This window comes from Ruegeria sp. HKCCD8929 (assembly GCF_013031405.1).
GTDB lineage: Bacteria > Pseudomonadota > Alphaproteobacteria > Rhodobacterales > Rhodobacteraceae > Ruegeria.
In genome coordinates this window covers 17,918-38,935 of record NZ_WPZY01000029.1, presented here as the reverse complement: position 1 = coordinate 38,935, position 21,018 = coordinate 17,918, and the positions used below count along the sequence as shown (strand labels likewise).

At 58.5% G+C, this 21,018-nt stretch carries 22 protein-coding genes; 12 read left to right on the top strand and 10 right to left on the bottom strand.

The window, feature by feature from the left end:
- Nucleotides 1-172: 172 nt before the first annotated feature.
- On the bottom strand, nucleotides 173-868 hold the full coding sequence (locus GOX53_RS24000; RefSeq protein WP_171180918.1) for a helix-turn-helix domain-containing protein: 696 nt from the start codon (nucleotides 866-868) through the stop codon (nucleotides 173-175).
- 149 nt (nucleotides 869-1,017) lie between these two features.
- On the opposite strand from GOX53_RS24000, the gene GOX53_RS23995 reads away from it, so the two are divergent.
- Nucleotides 1,018-1,233: a tautomerase family protein gene (locus GOX53_RS23995; RefSeq protein ID WP_171180916.1), complete on the top strand. Its 216-nt coding sequence runs from the start codon at nucleotides 1,018-1,020 to the stop codon at nucleotides 1,231-1,233.
- A gap of 533 nt (nucleotides 1,234-1,766) precedes the next feature.
- Here GOX53_RS23995 and GOX53_RS23990 read toward each other — a convergent pair.
- The 4 genes from GOX53_RS23990 to GOX53_RS23975 form a co-directional block, all read right to left on the bottom strand.
- The gene (locus GOX53_RS23990; RefSeq protein ID WP_171180914.1) at nucleotides 1,767-2,390 is read right to left on the bottom strand and encodes a class I SAM-dependent methyltransferase; all 624 of its coding nucleotides are present in this window, start codon (nucleotides 2,388-2,390) and stop codon (nucleotides 1,767-1,769) included.
- A gap of 1 nt (nucleotide 2,391) precedes the next feature.
- Nucleotides 2,392-3,099 (bottom strand): CDP-diacylglycerol--serine O-phosphatidyltransferase, encoded by a 708-nt coding sequence (gene pssA / locus GOX53_RS23985; RefSeq protein ID WP_171180924.1) that lies wholly within the window; start codon nucleotides 3,097-3,099, stop codon nucleotides 2,392-2,394.
- A 56-nt stretch (nucleotides 3,100-3,155) separates the two neighbouring features.
- Nucleotides 3,156-3,845, bottom strand: a complete 690-nt coding sequence (locus GOX53_RS23980) for a phosphatidylserine decarboxylase (protein ID WP_171180913.1) — start codon at nucleotides 3,843-3,845, stop codon at nucleotides 3,156-3,158.
- Nucleotides 3,846-4,493: 648 nt separating this feature from the next.
- On the bottom strand, nucleotides 4,494-5,081 hold the full coding sequence (locus GOX53_RS23975) for a YceI family protein (protein WP_254446738.1): 588 nt from the start codon (nucleotides 5,079-5,081) through the stop codon (nucleotides 4,494-4,496).
- A gap of 126 nt (nucleotides 5,082-5,207) precedes the next feature.
- Here GOX53_RS23975 and GOX53_RS23970 point away from each other — a divergent pair, with 126 nt between their 5' ends.
- The 11 genes from GOX53_RS23970 to GOX53_RS23920 all read left to right on the top strand — a co-directional run bounded on the left by GOX53_RS23970 (nucleotide 5,208) and on the right by GOX53_RS23920 (nucleotide 16,563).
- The gene (locus GOX53_RS23970; protein WP_171180911.1) at nucleotides 5,208-5,939 is read left to right on the top strand and encodes an endonuclease/exonuclease/phosphatase family protein; all 732 of its coding nucleotides are present in this window, start codon (nucleotides 5,208-5,210) and stop codon (nucleotides 5,937-5,939) included.
- Between the two features lie 93 nt (nucleotides 5,940-6,032).
- Nucleotides 6,033-6,755, top strand: coding sequence for a CDP-alcohol phosphatidyltransferase family protein (locus GOX53_RS23965; protein ID WP_171180908.1), 723 nt, complete (start codon nucleotides 6,033-6,035; stop codon nucleotides 6,753-6,755).
- On the top strand, nucleotides 6,752-8,365 hold the full coding sequence (locus GOX53_RS23960; RefSeq protein ID WP_171180907.1) for a sulfatase-like hydrolase/transferase: 1,614 nt from the start codon (nucleotides 6,752-6,754) through the stop codon (nucleotides 8,363-8,365). The genes GOX53_RS23965 and GOX53_RS23960 overlap by 4 nt, the downstream gene beginning before the upstream one ends.
- Nucleotides 8,362-9,267 carry a lysylphosphatidylglycerol synthase transmembrane domain-containing protein gene (locus GOX53_RS23955; protein ID WP_171180905.1) on the top strand — a complete coding sequence of 302 codons (906 nt, stop codon included), beginning with the start codon at nucleotides 8,362-8,364 and terminating at the stop codon, nucleotides 9,265-9,267. Before GOX53_RS23960 ends, GOX53_RS23955 begins: the two co-directional genes overlap by 4 nt.
- The gene (locus tag GOX53_RS23950) at nucleotides 9,264-10,253 is read left to right on the top strand and encodes an ABC transporter substrate-binding protein (protein ID WP_171180903.1); all 990 of its coding nucleotides are present in this window, start codon (nucleotides 9,264-9,266) and stop codon (nucleotides 10,251-10,253) included. Before GOX53_RS23955 ends, GOX53_RS23950 begins: the two co-directional genes overlap by 4 nt.
- 23 nt (nucleotides 10,254-10,276) lie before the next feature.
- Nucleotides 10,277-11,023, top strand: coding sequence for an ABC transporter ATP-binding protein (locus tag GOX53_RS23945; protein WP_171180901.1), 747 nt, complete (start codon nucleotides 10,277-10,279; stop codon nucleotides 11,021-11,023).
- Nucleotides 11,020-12,552, top strand: a complete 1,533-nt coding sequence (locus GOX53_RS23940; RefSeq protein ID WP_171180899.1) for an ABC transporter permease — start codon at nucleotides 11,020-11,022, stop codon at nucleotides 12,550-12,552. Before GOX53_RS23945 ends, GOX53_RS23940 begins: the two co-directional genes overlap by 4 nt.
- Nucleotides 12,549-13,592, top strand: coding sequence for a glycosyltransferase family 4 protein (locus tag GOX53_RS23935; protein ID WP_171180897.1), 1,044 nt, complete (start codon nucleotides 12,549-12,551; stop codon nucleotides 13,590-13,592). Before GOX53_RS23940 ends, GOX53_RS23935 begins: the two co-directional genes overlap by 4 nt.
- Nucleotides 13,593-14,029: 437 nt before the next feature.
- A complete protein-coding gene (locus GOX53_RS23930) occupies nucleotides 14,030-14,425 on the top strand; it encodes a VOC family protein (RefSeq protein WP_171180896.1) in 396 nt (131 codons plus the stop codon).
- Between the two features lie 30 nt (nucleotides 14,426-14,455).
- Nucleotides 14,456-14,980, top strand: a complete 525-nt coding sequence (locus GOX53_RS23925; protein WP_171180894.1) for a Twin-arginine translocation pathway signal — start codon at nucleotides 14,456-14,458, stop codon at nucleotides 14,978-14,980.
- A gap of 11 nt (nucleotides 14,981-14,991) precedes the next feature.
- Nucleotides 14,992-16,563, top strand: coding sequence for a GMC family oxidoreductase (locus GOX53_RS23920; protein WP_171180892.1), 1,572 nt, complete (start codon nucleotides 14,992-14,994; stop codon nucleotides 16,561-16,563).
- Nucleotides 16,564-16,636: 73 nt separating this feature from the next.
- On the opposite strand, the gene GOX53_RS23915 is transcribed toward GOX53_RS23920, so the two are convergent.
- The 5 genes from GOX53_RS23915 to GOX53_RS23895 form a co-directional block, all read right to left on the bottom strand.
- Nucleotides 16,637-17,026, bottom strand: a complete 390-nt coding sequence (locus GOX53_RS23915; RefSeq protein WP_171180890.1) for a ribbon-helix-helix domain-containing protein — start codon at nucleotides 17,024-17,026, stop codon at nucleotides 16,637-16,639.
- Nucleotides 17,027-17,114: 88 nt separating this feature from the next.
- A complete protein-coding gene (locus GOX53_RS23910) occupies nucleotides 17,115-17,885 on the bottom strand; it encodes an SDR family oxidoreductase (protein ID WP_171180888.1) in 771 nt (256 codons plus the stop codon).
- Nucleotides 17,882-18,868: a zinc-binding dehydrogenase gene (locus GOX53_RS23905; protein ID WP_371810424.1), complete on the bottom strand. Its 987-nt coding sequence runs from the start codon at nucleotides 18,866-18,868 to the stop codon at nucleotides 17,882-17,884. Before GOX53_RS23905 ends, GOX53_RS23910 begins: the two co-directional genes overlap by 4 nt.
- Before the next feature lie 53 nt (nucleotides 18,869-18,921).
- Nucleotides 18,922-20,019: a mandelate racemase/muconate lactonizing enzyme family protein gene (locus GOX53_RS23900; protein ID WP_171180884.1), complete on the bottom strand. Its 1,098-nt coding sequence runs from the start codon at nucleotides 20,017-20,019 to the stop codon at nucleotides 18,922-18,924.
- A 1-nt stretch (nucleotide 20,020) separates the two neighbouring features.
- Nucleotides 20,021-21,016 (bottom strand): ABC transporter permease, encoded by a 996-nt coding sequence (locus GOX53_RS23895; RefSeq protein WP_171180882.1) that lies wholly within the window; start codon nucleotides 21,014-21,016, stop codon nucleotides 20,021-20,023.
- Nucleotides 21,017-21,018: the final 2 nt, after the last annotated feature.

Here is a 21,018-nt window from a genome sequence, read left to right as displayed (position 1 = left end):
GACACCCAACCGGAAGATTCCAGATCAAACCGGCCCTGATCGCGGGGGAAGGTCAGTTTGTCCTAGAGAAATCTTAATCCATTGCCCTGGAGCTTTTTCATGCGCGACCCGGTCGATGCTCGGCTGCGCGTATACGAGAATAAGATATCGATTAGCAGAAATCTCAAGGGAACTACGTCGTGACGTCCGAACGATTGGCAAAACTACTTTTGACAAGCCATTTTGTCATAGTGCGTGCCAGACCGGAATGTCCGACGAGCGTAATTGTCTCATCAGCCAACTCATGCTCAAAGCTTGTATGGCCCATCCATGCCGATGTCAGCGCGCGCAACTGGCTTATGACGAAAAGGTCTACATTGAGGCCCGGATTAACATAGCAAAGATCTGTCTCGATCCCTGGTTTGATGACGATCCAGTAGTTGACAGTTTCATCCGGTAAATTGTGCAGCGTGAATTGGATCACGCATTTGTCGATGGGCAGTTCGGATCTCTTGATCTTGCGCCGGATGTTCCACATCAGAACACGGGCGTCGAGATATTCCAGGGAAACATCCTGTTCGACGTTCCGATGGGCCCATTCGCCTAAGGTTTGAACGATGGGCTCCAGCTCGTCCGCGCGCGGTGTAGTGACATACTCAGCATGTCCGCACGCTGCCTGATTGCGGCGTTGAACCAACCCCATCGCCTCCATACTTTTCAGCCGTTTCGACAATAAACCTGGCGACATTCCCGGCACGCCGCGCTGTATCTCGTTGAAGCGTGTTGATCCGGACCACATCTCGCACAAGACAAGCATGGTCCAACGCGGCTCCAGCACCTTTGCAGCCATGGCGACGGGGCAGAAGCTGGGATAGGCATTCTCCGGCATTTCTGGACCTCCCGCTGGATCATCTCACATGAGCCGAAAGACGGTCCAGTTCAAAAACTGTAGCGCGTTTCCTACACTACCTGAACTAGCGGCGTGGTTCGATCCCTTGAGATGATGGTCATGTTCAAACCATCAAAAGGAGATCGAACATGCCACTGGTTGATATTGAAGTGATCGAAGGGGTCTTCGATCAAACGCAAAAGGCCCAGATGATCGAAAAGGTGACGGAGGCCATGATCGAAGTGGAAGGTGAAGCCATGAGAGGCGTTACATGGGTTCGCGTCAAGGAAGTTCGAAGCGGCCAGTGGGGGATCGGGGGCAGCACCCCGAGCGCACAGGACATCAAAGCAATGGCAGCGGGTTGAACCGTCAATGGTTGGCGGTAAAGTTCTGATCTCGTACGGGTATGGTAAGTGCTAGGCACCGTGAAGAGTGACAAAGTCGGACATGATCGCGAATTGACCCGCCAAGCCAATCATTGCTCATTTCAAAAACGATCTAGGCCCTCACCGCACTGTGGCTGCTCAATGATTTGTCTTTGAAAGGGTACTTTAAACGCATGACAATTTCAGTTCGGTAAATCTCATGCTCGAACTCAGCGGACCATCGAGCCAAACGTGAGAAGGCCGATGACAAAATGCCCGAAGTAATTGCGCCGCGACGCCAAGGCGCATCGCAAAGCGCATTAAGCATATGAGGTTCACGCCTGGCAGCGCATCGCAAATTATCCGGCCCGGCCCGACCGCACAACACTGAAGCATGAGGATGACCTGCATGTGATCGCTCAGGAAATAGTTTCCCTCTTGGCCCGCTCTCAAACTCGCGGCCGATGTGCTTGCATGGACAAGGCGGCCAAGCGCCAGTGCATAGAGGTGGCCGCCTACTTCCGTCGATCAAATCAGATGTCCGCAGTTTTGGTCAGAACCAGAAAAGTCATCATGCCCAAGGGCGGTAAGGATTTCTGCTCTTCGATCGCCAGGCTGGGCTCTTGCAGGACGGTTTTGATTTCGAAATCCGAATGCCAGCCAATGATGTTAGCGAAGGGAGCGGAAATCCGTTCAAGAATAGCCAGCACACCGTGGCTGCGCACAAAATGGTTGGTGATGACGACCTTGCCGCCGGGTTTGAGCACGCGGGCGATCTCGGACATCACCTGTTCAGGGTCGGGCACAACCGAAAGCACGTGCATTGCGGCAATCACGTCAAAGGAGTTGTCCGGAAATTCCAGCGTGCGGGCATCCATTTGCCGCAGGGCTACAACATGTTTCAATCCCAGGCGCTGCACTTTGCTTTGGGCTTTAGCCAACATTTGAGTGCTGAAATCGATGCCGGTCACCTGCAGATCACCTTTGTAGTGCTGCAGTGAAAGCCCGGTTCCCACACCGACCTCAAGCACCGATCCTGTCAGGGTGTTGATGTAGTTCACTGCCCGACGTCTGCCGACGTTGGTCGCTGCACCAAAGGTTTTGTCATAGATCGGTGCCCAGCGGGCATAGGAGGTTTGAACCGCCTCGATTTTCAACTTACTTCCCCTTCCTGAATGGTTGAGTGAATGCGTGGGATGTTTTGAAACAAAGGTGCCAAAGGACAATTCCGACATACACGACACAAAGGACAACCAAGGTGATCCAAGCGTAGGTCAGCACCGCTGCTCCGACAAAAGCGAAGCCCACCAGAAAAAACTTCACATTGTGCCGCGATACACTGACGGATTTGAATGACCAGGTCGGAATGTGACTGATCATGAGAAAGCCGACCAGGACCATATAGGCGCAGATGACGACATCCGGCAGCAGCGGTGTGTTGGCAAAGGCAAACGAAACAGACATCGGCAACAGAACCAGCAGCGCCCCGGCCGGTGCCGGCACGCCCGTAAAGTAATCACTTGGGGCATCGTCTTCGTCGGCCTTGTTGCTCACATTGAACCGGGCCAGACGCATGACACAACAGACGGCAAAGACCAGCACCGATATCCAGCCCGCGCTGCGCATGTCCTGGAGCGCCCAGAGATAAAGGACCAGCGGCGGAGCGACTCCAAAGTTCAGGAAATCCGCCAGCGAATCCAGCTCGGCCCCCATCTTGCTGTCGCTGCTCAGCAAACGCGCTATGCGTCCGTCAAGCCCATCCAAAACACAGGCGGCCACAATGAGTTGCACCGCCAGCACGTGGTTGCCCTGAATCCCGAACCTTATTGCCGACAAACCAGCACAGATCGCTGCAATGGTCAGCATGTTCGGGATTAGTTGAACCAGCGCAAAATCCGTGATGGCCCTGTCCCGACTGTCGGTCACAGTTCCGTCCTCGGTCCGTCATCTTCGACGGGCATTTCGGCCAATACGGTTTCGCCGGCAATCATGGTCTGGCCAATGCTGACCAGTGGCGACACACCGGGTGGCAGATACACATCCAAGCGTGAGCCGAACCGGATCAGGCCGAAGCGCTCACCGGTTTGCATCTGCGCATCGGGTGTCACGAAACAGACAATACGACGCGCCACCAGACCAGCGATCTGGACCACTGCCAGCTCCTGCCCGTTCGGCATCCGGATACATAGGCTGTTGCGCTCATTGTCCGCACTGGCCTTGTCCAGAGAGGCGTTGAAAAACTTGCCGGGGCGATAGGCGACAGACGTGATTTCACCAGCAATAGGGGTCCGGTTCACATGGCAATTGAAAACGCTCATGAACACACTGACACGTGTGAGCGGTGTCTCCGCCATACCAAGCTCCGCCGGCGGGGCGGCGGGTTCGATCAGTGAAACGATACCATCCGCCGGGCTTACGATCAGCCCGGGGCGGGTGGGCGTTATGCGTTTGGGATCGCGGAAGAAGTAATAGCACCAGATGGTCAGGCCGACACCAATCCAGCCCACGACAGGGGAAAGCAGAAAAAGCCCGAGGGTCGCGGTCGCGAAAATCGCAACAAACTTTGTGCCCTCGGGGTGCATCGGCTTGATGAACGTGCCAAGCATTTGCATTGCAAGCTTCCCTTACGGCAATTTCACCCATCGTCATACGACGACTGACACTGAGTGCAAGTGCAATCTGGAGGCTTGCCCAAGGTACCCGTTAATCTGATCGCCAGAAGACGTTGTTGCCTTGACTGCAGTTCCATGAATTCTCACTGGTTCGCACCCCCTCCTGAAGTTGTCGGCCAGTTGGAAACTTGTGCTTGGCGAACAGGTTTGAGACGAAACCGTTTACTTGTTCTTCAGTTGAAACCCGACGTTGGAATGGCACCAAAGGCAACCTCGGTACTGCCTTGTCGTTTTTTGGGTACTGTGCACCTTTGAGAGAAATCACAAACCAAACTTCAACTGGATAATGCCGTTCGCCACAGAGCCGCTAGCACCACGAAGGCCAATGGTCAAAAGTTTGCAACAAAGCCCCTTAGTCGCGCTCGGCGTTTTGGAAAAGGTGCCCGAATGCCCTGATAAGGCGCCCACAGCCACCGCTTGCACCAGTGAATGGAGTGCTGCAAACGAACCAACGCAGCAGCCGGCGCTGCCAATCCAACAAAGGTTCCCGCCATGAGCATCTTTCGAGCACTAGGCTGCCTCAGCCCATTGCGTTGGGTGTGTTCCCAATAGTCTCCATCATAGTTGCGTTGTCGACCTAGGCCGTGATCACTCCATCTTCATCGCTTCGGTCTCGATGTTGATACTGACTTCATCCCCGACCAGCCCGTTCTCTACGGCATAGGTCATGCCGAAATCACTACGCTGGATCGTGGCGGTCATCGACAGACCCAGAACCTCGCGCTGGTGGCCGAATGGGTAATCCGCGACCTTGTTCAGCGTCACGTCGAGTGTCACAGGCCGCGTTACGCCGAGTATCGTCAGATCGCCCGCGACCGTGCCCGATGCATCGCTTGCGGGTGTGCCGCCGCTGGCGATAAACGTGATTTTGGGATGTTCCGAGACATTCAGGAAGTCGCGGTCGCGCACATGCCCATCGCGCGCTTCGTTGAACGTCTTGACCGACCCCGCACCGATTGTCACGGCGACATCGCCCAGTTCTTGGGTATCGACGTCATACATGAAACTGCCTTCGAGGTCGGTGAAGATACCGAGCGTCTTGGCAAAGCCGACGTGCTCTACGGTGAAGTAGATGGCCGTGTGTTCGGGATCGAGTTCATACCTGGCCATGTCGGCCTGCGCGGTTACGGCCAAAGTGGTGAAAAAAGCCGTCGTGGCAAGGAGGGTACGCATCATGTCATGTGTCCTGTTCTGCGCGCGCAAAGGGCATTGACGGGCGAAAGCACCGCCTTCGGGGTTGGGCAGTCAAACTCTGGTAACGTGCCATATAGGGCGGTTGGGAAACAAGGCAGGTTTGATCGGATGCAGGCTGGGCAACTAAGATGTGCAACGTGGAACGTACACCGCGCCAAGGGCAGCGACGGCCGCGTCGATCCCGGACGTGTTGTGGAGGCAATTGATCATTCGCTGGCGCCTCTGGATCTGCATGTTCTGGCCTTGCAAGAGGCAGACGGGGAATGCCCGCCCCACGCGGGTATTTTCGATGTGCACGACATCGCCGCGCGCACGAAGCTCGAGTATATCGACGATCCGGCGTTAAGATGGGGACCCAATAGCGACGGGTTTCTGGGCACCATCCTGTTTATGTCATCATCGCTTCGACGCACGCGGGCCGACGTGATCGATCTGCCGGGCCATTGCCACCGCGGCGCCGTGTCTGTTGAGGTAACCTTTGACAAACGCCCGGTCCGGATCATCAGCACGCATTTGTCCTTGTCGCAGCCCTTGCGCATCGTACAGATGAGGGTCATCGGGCAGTATCTGTGCCGCCGTCCGCCCATGCAAACCATCCTGCTGGGAGACCTAAACGAATGGCGACCCTGGGGCGGGCTGATGCTCAACCGCAGATTGGTGGGCACTGCGCTTCGCGGCCCTGTGTGCCGCACCTTTCCCAGCACGCGACCGCTTTTTCCGCTGGACCGTATTCTGACCGACGCGCCGGGCGAAGTTCGGCAACTGCGCGCAGTTGCGTCGGTCGAAGTCTCCCTCGCCTCTGACCATCTGCCGCTGGCGGCGACAGTCACAGTTCCGTGATATGGTTGAATAGTCCGCGCGGCCATGGGTTATCCGAGGTGTCGAATGCCGCACACAGAGCTAGATTAGACGATGAATTGAGTGGAATTACACATGTTTCGCAGTACACCACACCTTGTCGCACAGACACTTGAGACCCGCACTCCGTTGATTGATTTTCTGGGTGTTTCCGCTGTTCTGGGTGCCGTGCTGGCGCTGGCGGCGCACCTAACACTCGGCACGGCTGCGGTGCCCCTTTTGGTCTTGGCCGGAGCGGTGACAGTGGCGGGCCATGCTCTGGTCAATAGCTATCCACACTCGGTTTTGGGCGTGTGCAACGCTGTCACTCTGACGCGCGCGGTCATGGTTGCCTTTCTGACCGGTGCTTTAGTGTCGCCCGATGTGCCCGTCTGGGTGGTGTTTGGTGTCGCAAGTGTGGCATTTGCGCTGGACGGCGTCGATGGCTGGATGGCCCGGCGTGCGGGCCTGGTGTCAGATTTCGGTGGGCGGTTCGATATGGAGACGGATGCCGCTCTGGGTGCGGTAATCTCCTTGTGGTTACTGACCAGCGGGACCACCGGCCCCGAAATCCTGATCCTCGGCTTCATGCGCTACGCCTTTGTCGCCGCATCTTTTGTCTGGCCCGCGTTGCAAGCGCCGCTTCCGCAGGCACTCCGACGCAAGGCGATCTGTGTGGTTCAGATTGCGGCGCTGATCATTTTGATCTTTCCCCTGACGCCGCAGGCCGCCGTCACGCCTATCATTGCCATTGCAGCCCTGTTGCTGAGTTGGTCGTTCTTGGTCGATATCCTTTGGCTCATAAGGCGCGCTGCATGAGACGTGTCGCGGCACTGGCGATTGCGGCAGCGGTGATCTTTGCCGTTCTCATCCTGCCGAACCATCCCGGCACGATGGCGTGGGGCGCACTGAAGCGTTGGCCGCTGGAACTGCCCGTGCTGCTTCTGGGAATGGTGGCCATCGGACAGCGCTGGGGCGTGAGTAGTATCTTCGCGCTTTTGCTACTGGTGGCCGTTATCATCAAAATCGCTGACTTCGCGATGTTCACCGCCTTCAATCGGGCGTTCAATCCAATCCTCGACACCTTTCTGATTGGGGCAGGTCTGTCCCTGTTGCGCGATAGCATCGGAGGTGTGCTGACCGTATTGGCGGTCATCGGCACCGCAGGATTGCTTATCCTCCTTTTCCTCGCACTTGAGCGCAGCCTGCGCATCTGGGCCACCCTCTCGCTTGCCGCACCACTGCGTGCGTCGGCGGCTGCGCTGACGCTAATGGGTGCAGGTTGGGCTGTGGCAGATGTGGGGCACCACCTGGAATACTGGCGCTTTGATAAAAGCCCGCCGGGCAGCGCGTGGACCACGCGTTTGACACTGAAACGCGGGATTGAGGTAGAACAGACCGCCACGGAACTCGCCCGATTTGCCGCAGAGGCGCAATACGACACCTACCCCGACGCTGCGGGCCTCTTGAACGCGCTTGAGGGGCGGGACGTGATATTGATCTGGATCGAAAGTTATGGGCGGGCCAGTTTTGACAATCCGCTATATGCGCCGACGCATCTGGAAACACTGCGCGTGGCCGAGGCCGAGATCGCGCAGTCAGGCATGGCGATAAAAAGCGGTTGGCTGACCTCGCCCACCTCGGGCGGTCAAAGCTGGCTCGCGCATGGTGCCTTGGCCAGTGGGCTTTGGACGTCGGACAACGGGCGCTACAACGCAATGCTGGCCAGCGGTCACAAGTGGTTATTTCACTTCGCTCAGGATGCAGGCTATCGCACGACGGCCATCATGCCCGCAATCACGATGGGATGGCCGGAAAGCCGTGTCATGGGCTTCGACACGGTCATCCCGGCGGCGGGTATCCCATATCAGGGCGCGCGCTTCCGTTGGGTCACGATGCCCGACCAGTTCACATTGGCGACTTACCCTGCACTTTTGCCCGCCGATCCGCGCCCTGATTTCGTGCAAATCGCACTGATCTCCTCGCACGCGCCATGGACGCCGATCCCCGGCATGGTGCCGTGGGAGGTGGTCGGAGACGGAACGATTTTTAACGAAATGGCGGCCCGGGAGCCCGCTCCGAAGGATCTCTGGCGCGACCGGGACGCCGTGCGCGATGCCTATCGCCGCTCCGTGGACTACGCGTTGCGGGTCACGTTCTCGCATGTGGCGCGCCTGGGCGATGCCGCGCCGCTGGTGATCGTCGCGGGTGACCACCAGGCTGCGGGCTTTGTGGCGGGCAGCGACAACAAGGATGTTGCCGTACACATGATTGGCCCCCCGAAGCTCCTGCGTCTGATCGACCACTGGGGCTGGACCGATGGGCTTGTCCCCGCCGCAGACGGTCCTGTGCGGCGCATGGACAGCTTCCGCAATGACTTTCTGGACGCATTCACGCACGCGCAGGTTTCGGAGATGGTAGGCCAATGAAAGCTCGAGGGATCAAGCTCGCGGTTTCTGTTGGCTGCCTTGCCGCGTTGCTGTGGTGGAGCAACGCCGCAGAGGTGCTGGCGCGGTTGCGCGGCGCGGACATGACCTGGATCGCGCTGTCCCTGCTGGCTGTCACGGCCGCCACCTTTTCGATGGCCAGCCGCTGGAAAATCACCGCCGGCGCATTTGACATTCGTTTCAGCTATGCGTTTGCCGTGCGTGAATACTATCTCGCCCAGTTCATCAATACAGTCCTGCCGGGCGGCGTTGCAGGCGATGTGGCGCGCGCGGTCCGCGCCCGCGGCGCGGCGGATCTGACCAGCGCCGCGCAATCGGTGATGGCCGAACGTTTGCTTGGCCAGATCGCCATTCTCGGCCTCATGTTTGCGGGCTTTACAATGGCACTTTTGATGCCTGGAGGGCCTGCCTGGGCCCGGTTGGGCTGGATTGTCTTGGTGGTCCTTGCAGGGTGCAGCGTGGCGGCATGGACCATTTCGCGCCGCGATCATGCAATGGGACGCTTTATCCATACGATCCTGAGGCTGACACGCCGGCCCTCAGTGCTTCTTCATGGTGCAATCACAACACTTTGCCTGATATTCGGCTTCTATGCCTGCGCGCGTGCAACAGGCACCGCCATCCCGACAGAGGCGTGGGCAACACTGATCCCGCTGGTCCTGTGTGCAATGCTGGTCCCTCTGTCTGTTGGTGGCTGGGGCTGGCGAGAGGGGGCCGCCGCGGCGCTCTTTCCGATCATCGGCGCGCCCGCCAGCGCGGGCATCGCTACCGGGATCGCCTATGGTGTCGTGCTTTTTGTCGCCGCACTCCCCGCCGCTGTCATCCTTTTCGCCCAGAGCCTTTCCGAAACCCTCTCAACCAAAGGGAAACCAGACTTGCCATGACACAGCCAGCTCACCTCACCCGCCGTTTCTTTTTGCAAACCAGTGCCGCAGGAGTCGCCACCACAGCCGCGGGCGTGCCCGCTTTTGCCGCCACATCGGTCAATTTCCAGCTTTCGTGGCTGCATTCGGTGCAGTTCGGTGGCAGCTATATCGCGGCGCAAAAGGGATACTGGACCGATCAGGGCCTCGATGTATCGCTCAGCCAGGGCGGTCCCAATGCCCCGGTTGAGCCGCCCGTGGTCTCTGGCGCGGCGTTGGTCGGGATATCTGCTGCCGACTATACCGCCGCCGCCGTTGCCGAAGGGGCGCCGTTCAAGATCATTGCCGTGGCCATGCAAAAGAACCCTTTCGCTATCGCATCGCTGACGGCCAATCCGGTGAACACGCCCGCCGATCTTGTGGGTAGGCGGATCGGCATGGCGGTCGCCAACACACCGGTGTTGCAGGCGCTGTGCACGCTGAACAATGTCGACATCAACGACATCGAGATTGTACCGACGCAATACGATCCCGCTCCGCTCGTCAGCCGCCAGGTCGATTGCCTGCTGTGCTGGGAAACGGATCTGCCCGTCGCGATGACCGTGCAGGGGGTCGATAACACCACCATGCTGATGGCTGATCACGGCTATGCGCTGCATTCCCAAACCTATATCGCGACCGAGGATGCGATCGCCAACCGGCGTGCCGATCTGGTTGGGCTGATCAAGGGCGAGGTGATGGGCTGGAATGATTATGTGGCCGACACGGATGCTGCCGCCATGCTGACGGTCGAGATGTTTCCCGATGCGGGCCTCGATCCGCAGACGCAGAAGCTGCAGGCCGCACGGCAAGTGCCTTTGATGTTTTCCGACCTGACAGACGAAAAAGGCTTTGGCTGGTTCACCGAGGAAACGGTGGCAGAGAACATCGAAACGTTGGCCTTGCTCGGGCGCGATGTGTCGGCGGACCTTTGGGACCGATCGATCCTAGAAGAGGTGCATGTCTGATCCGGAGCGAGGATTGCTACGGCATGGCCTGCGTCGACATTCATTGCGATAGCATCACCAAACGATTTGGCGTAACGGAAGTGGTTGCACCGTTTTCAGTGACGCTCGCCGCGGGGCAGACCACGGCCCTTGTTGGTCCCTCGGGGTGCGGAAAGTCCACAATTTTGCGGATCATTGCCGGGCTCGACACGCCAGACAGCGGGACGGTCACATTGGGGGCCGACCCGCCCAAGACCGTTGCCCGAAGGGGCGCATTGGCCATGGCCTTTCAGGATCCATCGCTGCTGCCCTGGCGCAGCGTGCGGGCAAACATCGCGCTTGGCGCCGAACTGGCGCGCAAGCCGACGGGTGATGTCGATGCGCTGATCGACCTTGTGGGGCTCAATGGCTTTGCTGACCACCGGCCCGGTGAGCTTTCGGGCGGTATGCGCCAGCGCGCCGCGATTGCGCGCAGCCTGATCTCAGCACCCAAGGTCTTGCTGTTGGACGAACCTTTCGGCGCGGTTGATGCGATGACGCGCCGGCGGCTGAACGAAGATCTGCCGCCGCTCTGGCGGTCCCGGGGTGCGACCGTCGTTCTGGTCACGCATTCGGTGCAGGAGGCGGTTCTTTTGTCCGATCGCGTGCTGGTCTTGTCACCGCGTCCCGCGCGTCTGATGGCGGACATTCCGATTGAGCTGGTCGGCGCGCGCAACAACAGTCTTGTCGAGACCGCTGAGTTCGCGACCTTGTCGCGGACGGTCTTTGCTGCATTGGAGGAGGGTGTATGACCACGTTGCGCCGCGTGCTGTGGGTCTGTGCTGCCTTGGTAGTGTGGGAATGTGTTTTGCGCATGCTACCCGACAGCCTGCTGATCAGCAGGCCGTTGGCAATTGCGGGATATGTGTCAAACAATGCCGCGCTGTTGGCTCGGGCCACGTTGGAAACCTCTGTCAACGCCGCCTGGGGCTTTGTCTGGGGGAACCTTGCGGCGGTGGTGTTGGGCACCATTATGACTGTCTTCCCCAGTAGCGAACGAACGCTGTCTGCCCTTTCCTTGCTTGTGTTTTGCGTGCCGTTGATCGCCAGTGGCCCCATCCTGCGTGTGCTGTTCGGACCTGGTGTAGGCCCCCAGATCACACTCGCCGCTTTGGCAGTGTATTACACGACCCTGCTTGCGCTGCTCGTCGGTTTGCGCGCGGTTTCGCAATCGTGGACGGACCTGATGCGAATATATGATCGGGGGCCGGTATCGACCCTGATCCGTGTACGGGCCCGGGCCAGTCTGCCCTATCTCTTTGTGGGCCTGCAGATCAGCGCGCCTGCCGCTTTCCTCGGCGCCATGATCGGCGAGTTCACGGGCGCCGAACGCGGGCTGGGTGTGCTGACTTTGCGCGCTATGCGAGGTTTGGATTCGGATGCTACATGGGCGCTTGCGCTTCTTTCGGCACTCATCGCGGTGACCGCTTATGGCCTGATCGACTGGCTTGGCCAGCGCATGGTTGGATATAGACCTGTCATTTTGCTGTCCGCGCCTGCAGCATCCACGCGCCGGAGTACCGGGATGCGCCTGATCGAAATGGGGTGCACCACGGCCCTCGTGCTGCTCCTGTGGCAAGTGTCGATGGATGCGTTCGACCTCAACCGCTTTTTTGCGAAACGCCCCGGCGATGTATGGGCCTTCATCACGGACGCAGAAAACCGGAACACGCTTCTGTCGGCTCTGGCAGAAACCTTGTCTTTTGCAGCGCCTGGATATCTCGCCGGGCTCGCCTTGGGTGCCGGACTGGCCGCATTGCTGGTCTTGTCGCCTGCATTGAGCCGGGCGACGATGCCGGTTGCCGTTGCGCTGCGTGCCGTGCCGATCATAACGACAGCCCCGCTGCTGGTGCTCGCCTTCGGGCGCGGTCTGATCGGGACGACGGTCGTCGTCGCTGTGATGATCTTTTTCCCCACATTTGTCGCCTGCCAGCAGGGTTTGCGTCAGATGCCGGGTCAGATTGTCGATCTTTTCAGAAGCTATGACGCCGGGCGCTGGCACCTGCTGCGTGCGGCGCAGATCCCGGCGATGTTGCCGGCCTTCTTCGCCTCAGCCCGCATGGCCGTTCCGGCGGCTTTGCTGGCGGTCACAACGGTGGAATGGCTTGCCACCGGCAAGGGGGTCGGCGTTCTGATGGCCATGACCGCAAGCACATCCAACTACAACATGCTGTGGTCCTGCGTCGCCATCCTCGCTGCCGTGGCCGTGGCGGTCTATGCCGCTGTGGCGGCGTTGGAGCGCGCAGTTCTGCGCGTATATGCCAGTGAACAACTCTCATGACCCAAGCCGTTTTTGCCATCCCAGGAGACAAGGATCGCCGCACCGGAGGCTTCATCTACGAAGCTCGCGTACTGCGTGAATTGAACGAGATGGGCTGCGCAACGATGCACCTGCAATTGCCGGACAGCTTTCCCGACCCGACGACTGCGGACATGGCAACGGCACTGGATGCGTTGTATTCTGTGCCTTTGGATCAGCCGATCATACTTGATGGCCTTGTCTTTGGTGCAATTGATCCCGATGGTCTTGCCAAGGTCCGCGCGCCAATCATTGCGATGATCCACCATCCTCTTGGCCTCGAAACCGGACTGCCCAAGGCACGGTCTGCATTTCTTATGCAAAACGAAGCTGCCGCATTGTGCCACGCCGATCACATTGTTGTTCCAAGCTCCGAAACAGCGCGTGTTCTGTGCCGCGATTTCGGCGCTGATGCCCATCTGATCACCATCGCACCGCCCGGCTTCGACAAGCCTGCCGTAAACCGTCAGCTTGCCGATCCTCCACTGGTTCTTTCGGTCGGGCTTTTGGCGCCACGCAAAGGTCACGATGTCTTGCTCGACGCTTTGGGGCGCCTCAAGACCCTGTCCTGGCAAGCTGAAATCGTGGGCAAGACACACGATCCGGACTATGCCGCCGCCCTACACGAGCAGGTCCGCACGCTTGATATTGAGGGGCGGGTGACTTTTGCGGGCGAGATCGAACCGGACGCCCTGACGGCCCGTTTCAATGCTGCTTCGGTGTTTGCCTTGGCCACGCGGTATGAAGGCTACGGCATGGTGTTGAGCGAGGCGATGATGCACCGGTTGCCGATCGTCTCGTGCCGAGTCGGGGCCGTGCCGACAACGGTTGGCGAGGCTGCGATCCTTGCTCCCCCCGACGATCCCGAAGGTCTGGCAGATGCCTTGCGAAGGGTCATTCAGAACCCACACGAAGCTGAACGGCTCTCCCGGTTGTCAGTCCGGCAGTCCTCCGGGCTGCCCCAATGGCAAGACACGGCTCAGGTATTTTTGGCAACCATTGAGCGACTGCGCTGCGCATAGGCGGCAGCGAAACAGTCGTAGAGCACTGCTCTACCCACGAGGCCATCCGATGCAGAAGATGTCATTGGTCAGGGTAAAGAGCGCACGTTTTGCGCCCGCAGCTACCGGAAGCTTTGACGGGCCGTATCTCGAACCGAACGGGTTTTTTTGCGTGTTGATTTGCAACACGGAAGCTCGTTCCTTGATCTAACCAGACGACATGTCGTCTACAACTTTCATCTTCGCCAGATCACAGCAGCGAAGTTTGCTATCGATGGCGGTCGTGTCGCAATTTCCAAGAAAAGTTGGGAAGGGCCGTCGCTTCTGCGAATAGAAAATAGTTAGCATCTTGATTCAGCATCAAGCCAAGCTTAGCGCTGGTAGTATCCACATAATACCTAATTCCCTCACCCTTGCGATATCGTCTGCCGCATCACGAACGCAGTGCGGAGGGGACATTGGCGAAATACGTTCACACAATGATACGGGTCCTGGAAGAAGCCCGATCTGTCGCGTTTTATGAACGCGCCTTCGGACTGACGATTGCCGAAAGGCTGGATTTCGACGGTTTCACTCTGGTTTATCTCTCGAATTCCGAGAACACGGTCGAACTCGAATTGACCATAAACAAGGATCAGACTGAACCCTACGACCTGGGTAATGGCTACGGCCATATCGCCTTTGTTGTCGAAGATCTGGAAATCGAACATCAGCGGTTTGAGCAGGCGGGGTTCTCGCCCCGCAAGCTCGTTGATTTCCAGCAAGACGGCAAAACGCTGGCACGCTTTTTCTTTGTGCGGGACCCGGACGGGTACGAGATCGAGGTGATGCAGCGAACGGGACGGTATCAGTAGCCCAAACAACGCAAGCTTAGGGAGGACATGATGAAAACGAATATCCCCAAGAAAAACATGACCCGACGCCAGCTTCTGCAAAGTGCCACCGCCATCAGCGGCATTGCAGTCGCAGGCAGCGGATTTATTGCGGCCCCCAACGCCGCCTGGGCACTTGAGGTGACCGAGATCACTGAGCACCAGATGGCGACGCTCGTGCAGATAGCCCGGGACATTTATCCCCATGATAAGGTGGGAGACGAGTACTACGTGGTCGCGGTAAAGGGCTATGACAGCGGCGAAAGCAAAGACATGATCGCTGCAGGTGTGGCTAAGCTGGATGAACTGGCACAGGCCGCCCGTGCGCCGAGCTATCTAGAGACAAAATGGGAGGACAATCGCGTTGCGCTGCTCAAGCAGGTCGAAGATGACGCGTTTTTTCAGACCATCCGGGGCGGGTTGGTAACTGGTCTCTACAACCAGAAAGCGGTCTGGCCGATCTTTGGCTATGAAGGCGAATCCTTCAGCCAGGGCGGCTATGTCGATCGCGGCTTCAACGACATCAACTGGCTGTAGGAGATCGGATCATGGCTGAAAAATTTGAGATGAACGACGGCAGCGTTGTTGTTGTGATCGGAACGGGTGCCGGGGGCGGTGTCCTGTCAAATGAACTGGCGCAGAAGGGCGTCAAGGTAGTCGCATTGGAAGCAGGCGGGCGCTACTTGCCGGAAGACTATGTCAACGACGAATGGGACAGCTTTGGTCAACTCGCCTGGGTCGATGCGCGCACCACATCGGGTGACTGGCGCGTGGCGAAGGACTTTTCCGGTTTGCCCGCCTGGATCGTGAAGGCTGTTGGAGGCACAACCACCCATTGGGCCGGGGCTTCCTTGCGCTTTCAAGATCACGAGTGGAAGGCACTGAGTGCCTATGGCGCTGTTGAGGGCGCAAACCTACTCGATTGGCCGATCGATCCGCGCGAGATGGATGACTATTACACCAAGGCCGAAAACAAGTTGGGTGTGACCCGCACCGGCGACCGCGCCGGACTGCCGGGCAACAACAACTACCTGGTATTCGAAAAGGGTGCCAAAGCGCTTGGCTACAAAGAAGTGCATACAGGCCGCATGGCGATCAATAGCGCCGACTACGATGACCGGCTGGCCTGTCAGCAAACCGGCTTTTGTTTCCAGGGCTGCAAATGGGGCGCGAAGTGGTCAGCCGCCTATACTGATATCCCGCGAGGTGAGGCGACCGGCAATCTTGAGGTGCGCGAAAACGCACATGTGGCCCGGATTGTCCACGATGACAGCGGCACAGTGACCGGTGTCGAGTATTTCGACAAAGAGGGCAATCTGCACCTGCAGAAGGCCCGCGTTGTTTGCGTTGCAGGCAACTCGTTTGAAAGCCCGCGCCTGTTGCTGAACTCGGCGTCTTCTATGTTCCCCGATGGTCTCGCAAATTCCTCGGGCATGGTTGGTAAGAACTACATGCGGCATATGACGGGATCTGTTTACGCGGTCTTCGACAAGCCCGTAAGAATGTGGCGCGGCACCACCATGGCAGGAATCATTTCGGACGAATCCCGTCACGATCCGAGCCGCGGCTTTGTCGGCGGCTACGAAATGGAAACCTTGTCGCTCGGCTTGCCATTCATGGCGGCGTTCCTGAACCCCGGCGCATGGGGCCGCGGCTTTACTACCGCACTCGACGCCTATGAAAACATGGCTGGCATGTGGCTGGTGGGTGAGGACATGCCGCAAGAGAGCAATCGGGTGACACTGAATACAGACGTCAAGGATCAGTGGGGCTTGCCGGTGGCCAACGTGCATTTCGACGATCACCCCAACGACATCGCGATGCGCGAGCATGCCTATCGGCAGGGTCAGGCGGTCTATGAGGCAGTGGGGGCAACGCGCACCTTCCCGACACCACCCTATCCTTCGACGCACAATCTCGGCACCAACCGGATGTCGGCGGACCCCAAGAACGGTGTGGTCAACAAGTGGGGGCGCACCCATGACATCGGGAACCTCTATATCTCAGATGGGTCGCAGTTCACGACGGGCGCGGCCGAAAACCCGACACTTACAATCGTGGCGCTGGCGATCCGGCAGGCCGATCACATCGCAAGCGAGATGTCCAAAGGCGATCTGTGAAGTAAGGACGGAAGGGTAAGGAAAAGCTCCGCGGAATACGCGGGGCTTTTTCGATGTTCCGGGTTTCGACGCCTCAGTGTTGGCCCTTGATTACGGCCGTGCGCCGGCCTCGGACCCGGTTCTGATCGGCTTCGATCTTCAGGATCTCCTCGGCCGACAACATCTCAAACCCGGCAGTTTGTGACGCCGGGATTAGACCCTTGAGTTGCAGATCAAAGAAGCGCAGGCAGCACACTCTCAGAAAGGACGTGAAATTCCCCAAATCATGCCCCTCGTCAATCGACTCGTTATAAAGTTGATGCAGTAGCTGTGGGACGTTCATCTCGTCTTTCGCGGCTATTTCCTCAAGCACCATCCAGAACATGTTCTCCAGTCGCACGCTGGTGACCATCCCGTCCATCCGCAGCGATCGAGTCTCGCTTTTCCACAACTCGGGATCGGCCCCGATAAACAATCTGCACATAGGTCCAGTCCTCCATTTCCGGTCGTAGGCCCTGCTTGGGACCATCATAGCGCATGCCCGAACCCCTGCGAACCTGGATGCTGCCCGACTAGCGTCCCATCCAGCCACCATCGACGACGAGGATTTCGCCGTTGACGTAATCCGACGCCGAAGACGCGAGAAACACCACCGGACCGGCAAAGTCTTCGGGTGTTCCCCAGCGGCCCTGGGGAATGCGATCCAGGATCGCCTTGTAACGGTCAGGGTCGCCCCGCAATGCTTCGGTGTTGTCGGTGGCGATGTATCCTGGCGCGATGGCGTTCACATTCACTCCCTTGCCACCCCACTCATTAGCCAACGCTTTGGTCAGCTGGCCAATGCCGCCCTTGGATGCTGAATAGCCCGGCACATTGATGCCACCCTGAAACGTCAGCAGCGACGCCGTGAAGATAATCTTGCCCGACCCGCGGGCAAGCATCGAGCGGCCAATTTCCCTGCTGAGAATGAACTGGGCGGACAGGTTGACCTCAATGACCTCGTCCCACCAGTCATCGGGATGCTCGGCGGTCGGCTTGCGTTTGATGGTTCCGGCGTTGTTGACCAGAATATCCGGCGCGATCTCGTCGGCCTCAAGCTGATTAACAAACGCCAGAAGCGAAGCGCGGTCCGAAAAATCACACTGATAGGCTTCGAATGAACGACCGAGATCCCTGACGCTATCCTCGACCTCGCTGCCCGATAGCTCAAGGGACGCAGAGACACCGGCAATATCGGCACCTGCTGAAGCCAAAGCCTCGGCCATGCCGCGTCCGATCCCTCTTTTGCAACCGCTCACAAGAGCGGTCTTGCCGGAAAGGTCAAATGAATTGAGAACGTTCACGTCAAATCTCCGACCCGGATGAGGCTTTTCATTGCCGTCGGGCTTGCGTCCAGCGCCTCGAACGCAGATTGAATATCCGCCAGCGGGCTGACATCGGTGATGATCGTGCTGGCATCTATTCCACCTGCCGCGATTATGGCGATGGCCTTTTCATAATCCTCCGGCTCGTAGACCCGGGCACCGATAAGCTTGAGTTCACGCCAGAAGAATTGGAATAAGTCGATTTCGGGTTTCTCGGCGTGGATCGCCACCATGATGATACGCGAGCGCGTCGCCGCCACGGCGGTCATGGCGTCGACGCCGGGTTGCGTGCCGGAGACCTCGAAGACCACGTCCGCACCCTTGCCGCCTGTCCGCGCGTTGATCGCGCGCTGCAAATCTTCCCTGACCGGCTGCACCGTGTCGAAGCCGAGCCTTCTTGCAATCGCAAGGCGGTTTTCGTTGACTTCCGAAATAGTCACCTTGCCGCCCTCGGCCCGCGCCACCATAGCCACGAGGATGCCGATCGGCCCGCCACCGATGACCACGACATCTTCACCTGCCGACAGCCCAGAGAGACGCACATCATGGCAGGCGACCGCCACGGGCTCGATCAGCGCAGCATGATCCAGCCGCAGATCTTCGGGCAACACATGAAGCGTGTGAGCAGGAACCGTCCAAAGCTCTTGCATTGCTCCGTCGGTGTCGAGCCCAAGGAACTTGAGGTTGTGGCAGATGTGTTTGTGGCCGGCTCGACATGCCGGGCAGTCGCCACAGTGGTCGAGCGGGCGCACAGACACTTTCTGACCGGGCACAACGTTGGATACACCCTTGCCCACCGCCTCGACGACCCCAGACATTTCATGTCCGATGACGCGATTGAGTCCGACCCGCGCATCCATATTGCCATGGAAGACATGCAGATCAGTACCGCATATTCCGCAATATGCGATGCGGATCGCCGCCTCGTCGGGGCCAGGGTCCCGGGCGGCCGTCGTTTCCACCGAAAACGACCTGTCACCCCGATAATATGCAGCAGCAACTTTTTGACTGAGCATCAATGTATCTCCTCATGCGCTGTGCACAGTTTGTTCCAGTCGAATTCGACGCCAATACCCGGCACGCTTGGCGCGACGGCAAGATGATCCTCAACAACGATTGGACGTTGGGTGTATTGGTCAATTGGGAAGGAATGGACCTCAAGCCAGCCTGCGTTCTCCTGACCGGAAACCAGGCTCACATGCAGTTCCTGCATCCCATGGCTACAGACCGGAATGCCGTGTTTGCGGGATAGCTCGGCGACGCGCAGCCAACCCGTTATCCCACCACAGTTGGAGGCGTCGGGTTGAATGTAGCTCAGTTTTGCGTCGGCAAATGCGTATTCGAACTCGTGGATCGTATGCAAGTTTTCTCCCATGGCGAGCGGCATTCCCGTGGCCTCAGCGATGCAGCCAAAACCCTTGTAATTGTCGGGTATGGTGGGCTCCTCGAACCACAAAAGATCGAAAGGCATAAGGGCATTCGCTGCGGCGATGGCCTCGGTCACGCTCATGGAATAGTTGGCATCGACCATGAACGTGGTCTCCGGACCGATAAGTTCACGCACGGCCGCCACGCGCTCGACATCCTCAGCCAGCGTCGGCTGGCCGATCTTGATCTTCACCGCGTTGAAACCTCGGTCAAGATAGGCCTGCATCGAGGCAAGTAGCTTCGGAAGTGGGAACGAAAGGTCGATGCCGCCGCCATAGGCTTTGCACCGATCCGATGTGCCGCCAGCCATTTTCCAGAGCGGTTTGCCCGCCGCCTTGCCGCGCAGGTCCCAGAGCGCGATATCGATTGCGGAAATGGCAAATGACGCAATCCCGCCGCGGGCTACGTAGTGAACATGCCATTGCATGGCGTCGTACAGCACCTCGACATCGGCAGCATCCTTGCCGATGAGAAACGGCGCCAGATCGTGTTCGATCATCGCGAGAATGGCACGCCCGCCCTTGCCACCCGTATATGTGTACCCGGTGCCCTCCGAGCCGTCTCCAAGGCCTATGGTCACCGTCACAAGCTCGAAGTGGGTGTGATCGCCGTGTTTTGCGTCCGTCAGAGTTTCGGCAAGCGGAACCTTGAACAACTGAGCCCTGATATCTTCGATCTTCGACATGTCAGCTTGTCTCTTTCGCACTTGCCCGCGCCACGCGGCTTTGGAAAAGGATCACGACGAAAAGAAAGCCTCCGCGGATTACCATCTGCCAATAGGCACTCAAGCTGATCACACCACGACCGTTTTCGAAATTCAGAATGTTGAAGACCAGGCCAAGAAGGAGTGCGCCCGCCACGGTCGCCGGGATCGATCCCATGCCGCCTGTCAGCAGCGTGCCGCCGACAACTACTGAGGCGATGGCCGACAGCTCCCACCCCACACCCTCGAGCGGTTGTCCTGCCCCAAATCCCGAGGCAAGGAACAAGCCCGCCAGACCCGCGCAGCCGCCGCTGAGCGTGTAGACGAAGAACTTGGCGCGGATGACACTTAGCCCCATCATCACGCTGGCGTCTTCGCCGCCTCCAATCGCCAGGACTGTGCGCCCAAGCGACGTGCGTTCGAGGACGATCCAAAGCCCAACCACAACAATGCCGGTGACGACGATGGTCCATGGCAGAATGCCGAAAGCCTGTTCCATTCCGAGTTTGGTGAAATTCGACGACCAGTCGATTGAGATCGTCTGCGCCCCGGAAATGACTAACGCGCCACCTTTGGCGCCCAGCATCGTCGCCAGCGTTGCAATGAATGGCGGGATGCGCATCGCGACGACGAAAAACCCGTTGAGCGCGCCGATCGCGATCCCGGCGGCGATTGTTCCAGGCAAGGCAACCTGTAATCCGTACGGAGACAGATAGGCGGCGACGACCGACGTGAAGGCTGCGACAGAGCCAACCGACAGATCGATCCCGCCGGTCATGATCACAAAGCACATGCCAACGGCGATCACGATGAACATCGCATTGAAGTTCAGAAACGAGCTGATGTTATAAGCGCCGCCAAAGTTCTCATAGCGCAGAAGGCCAAAGGCAATGAGAGCAATGAGAGCAATCCAGACGCCTGAAGAATGGCTGTTGCCGCCAACATGCTGTCGAAGATCAAAAGTGGTTGCATCAACCATTA

Excerpts from the sequence above, each read along its gene's own strand:
- GOX53_RS24000 (WP_171180918.1), bottom strand. The coding sequence starts at position 868 with ATGCCGGAGAATGCCTATCCCAGCTTCTGCCCCGTCGCCATGGCTGCA.
- GOX53_RS23995 (WP_171180916.1), top strand. The coding sequence starts at position 1,018 with ATGCCACTGGTTGATATTGAAGTGATCGAAGGGGTCTTCGATCAAACG.
- pssA (WP_171180924.1), bottom strand. The coding sequence starts at position 3,099 with ATGCTGACCATTGCAGCGATCTGTGCTGGTTTGTCGGCAATAAGGTTC.
- GOX53_RS23980 (WP_171180913.1), bottom strand. The coding sequence starts at position 3,845 with ATGCAAATGCTTGGCACGTTCATCAAGCCGATGCACCCCGAGGGCACA.
- GOX53_RS23975 (WP_254446738.1), bottom strand. The coding sequence starts at position 5,081 with ATGATGCGTACCCTCCTTGCCACGACGGCTTTTTTCACCACTTTGGCC.
- GOX53_RS23970 (WP_171180911.1), top strand. The coding sequence starts at position 5,208 with ATGCAGGCTGGGCAACTAAGATGTGCAACGTGGAACGTACACCGCGCC.
- GOX53_RS23965 (WP_171180908.1), top strand. The coding sequence starts at position 6,033 with ATGTTTCGCAGTACACCACACCTTGTCGCACAGACACTTGAGACCCGC.
- GOX53_RS23960 (WP_171180907.1), top strand. The coding sequence starts at position 6,752 with ATGAGACGTGTCGCGGCACTGGCGATTGCGGCAGCGGTGATCTTTGCC.
- GOX53_RS23955 (WP_171180905.1), top strand. The coding sequence starts at position 8,362 with ATGAAAGCTCGAGGGATCAAGCTCGCGGTTTCTGTTGGCTGCCTTGCC.
- GOX53_RS23950 (WP_171180903.1), top strand. The coding sequence starts at position 9,264 with ATGACACAGCCAGCTCACCTCACCCGCCGTTTCTTTTTGCAAACCAGT.
- GOX53_RS23945 (WP_171180901.1), top strand. The coding sequence starts at position 10,277 with ATGGCCTGCGTCGACATTCATTGCGATAGCATCACCAAACGATTTGGC.
- GOX53_RS23940 (WP_171180899.1), top strand. The coding sequence starts at position 11,020 with ATGACCACGTTGCGCCGCGTGCTGTGGGTCTGTGCTGCCTTGGTAGTG.
- GOX53_RS23935 (WP_171180897.1), top strand. The coding sequence starts at position 12,549 with ATGACCCAAGCCGTTTTTGCCATCCCAGGAGACAAGGATCGCCGCACC.
- GOX53_RS23925 (WP_171180894.1), top strand. The coding sequence starts at position 14,456 with ATGAAAACGAATATCCCCAAGAAAAACATGACCCGACGCCAGCTTCTG.
- GOX53_RS23920 (WP_171180892.1), top strand. The coding sequence starts at position 14,992 with ATGGCTGAAAAATTTGAGATGAACGACGGCAGCGTTGTTGTTGTGATC.
- GOX53_RS23915 (WP_171180890.1), bottom strand. The coding sequence starts at position 17,026 with ATGTGCAGATTGTTTATCGGGGCCGATCCCGAGTTGTGGAAAAGCGAG.
- GOX53_RS23900 (WP_171180884.1), bottom strand. The coding sequence starts at position 20,019 with ATGTCGAAGATCGAAGATATCAGGGCTCAGTTGTTCAAGGTTCCGCTT.
- GOX53_RS23895 (WP_171180882.1), bottom strand. The coding sequence starts at position 21,016 with ATGGTTGATGCAACCACTTTTGATCTTCGACAGCATGTTGGCGGCAAC.